Origin of the sequence: Sphaerisporangium sp. NPDC049002 (genome assembly GCF_040649355.1) — a bacterium.
Classification (GTDB): Bacteria; Actinomycetota; Actinomycetes; order Streptosporangiales; family Streptosporangiaceae; genus Sphaerisporangium.
Genome location: NZ_JBEZFH010000458.1, coordinates 1 through 1,335 on the forward strand (window position 1 = coordinate 1; position 1,335 = coordinate 1,335).

A 1,335-nucleotide genomic window follows, 5' to 3' on the forward strand; every position below is an offset into this window, starting at 1 on the left:
GGCGACCTTCACGCGTGCCTTGGCTCGGTTCGCCGAACCCTTCTCCTTGCGGGAAAGGGTCTGCTGGGCTTTACGCAGGCGGCGTTCTCACGGTCCGCCCGGCCTTGTCGTGCGTGCGATTTGGGTCTTGACGCTCCCAGTCAACCGTTTCATGATCGGCCTGTCTCCCGACCGCCGCCGTTCCCGGGTTTCGGTTCATGTGGGTCCGGGCATGGTGGCGCACGTTCTCCGCGATTACCCACCGGCCCTGTGGCGAACCGCCGAGGGCTCCGCACCCACGAACAAGGAGTAGCCGATGGTCCCGATAACGGACAATCAATTAGATTGCCACGTTTTCGAGCGGGTGCGCGAAGCCAAGGCGGCGGTCATGCCGCCGGAGGTGTACGGACCGGAGTTCCGCGAGGCCTACGAGACCGCCGACGGCGTGGTGTGGAAGCTCGAACGCGCGCAGAACTTCTACGAACCCTACGAGCCCAGCTGGGTGGCGATGACCGAGGGCGATTGGGAACGTTCCCTTCAGCTCGTCGACGAGTCGCGCGGCTCGCTCCGCGCCGAGTACGACGGCTACGCCGAGTTCCGGCGGGTCCGCGTCGTCGAGCCGCCCATCACGCCGTACATGCAGTGGGAGCTGCACGTCCTCGCCGCCCGCGTCGAGGCGGGGGAGCATGCCCGGGTCGTGCCGGTCTCCGCCGTCCGGCCCTTCGAGCGTTACAACCCGCTCCCCGAGCTGCTGATCTTCGAGTCCACCCTCATGTACGAGGTGCTCTACGACGCCGACGGCACCCACCTCGGCGGTCGCCGCATCACCGACCACGACGTGGTCGAGCCGTGCCTCGCCGCCCTGATCGGGCTGTACGAGCAGGGCGAGGAGCTCGCGGCCTACCACCGGCGCGAGATCGTCCCCCTGCCCGCGCCCGCCGTACGGCCGCTCGTCTCCTGACGCCGGCCCCTCCCTGGCCGGCCCGCGCGCGACCGGCTCGCCCGCCTCCGTCTCAGAGCCGGGGCCGGCTCAGAGCCGGGGGTCGACGGGTTCGGATTCCAGGGCGAGGACCGCGAAGACGGCCTCGTGTACCCGCCAGAGCGGCTCGCCTCCGGCCAGCCGCGCGAGCGACTCAAGGCCAAGGGCGTGCTCGCGAAGGGCCAGTGACCGCTTCCTGCCGAGGAACCTGCGGCGCAGCACGTCCAGGCTCTCGGTGTAGTCGGGTCCGTAGATGATCCGCAGGTACTCGCGCCCGCGCACCCCCGGTGCCGCCGCTGTTCCTGAGATACGCCGACAAGGCGCCCTGCGTGCCGGGCTTGATGATGACCGTCAGCGGCTGGACGGCCCCGTCCAGG

The 1,335-nt window shown here is 69.7% G+C and carries 1 protein-coding gene and 1 pseudogene; one reads left to right on the forward strand and one right to left on the reverse strand.

The window, feature by feature from the left end; all coding sequences use genetic code 11:
- The first annotated feature begins 343 nt into the window (after positions 1-343).
- A complete protein-coding gene (locus tag AB0B89_RS36485; protein ID WP_358562385.1) occupies positions 344-940 on the forward strand; it encodes a DUF6879 family protein in 597 nt (198 codons plus the stop codon).
- A gap of 69 nt (positions 941-1,009) precedes the next feature.
- Here AB0B89_RS36485 and AB0B89_RS36490 read toward each other — a convergent pair.
- Positions 1,010-1,246, reverse strand: a pseudogene (locus tag AB0B89_RS36490) (hypothetical protein); the annotation flags it as partial.
- Positions 1,247-1,335 lie beyond the last annotated feature (89 nt).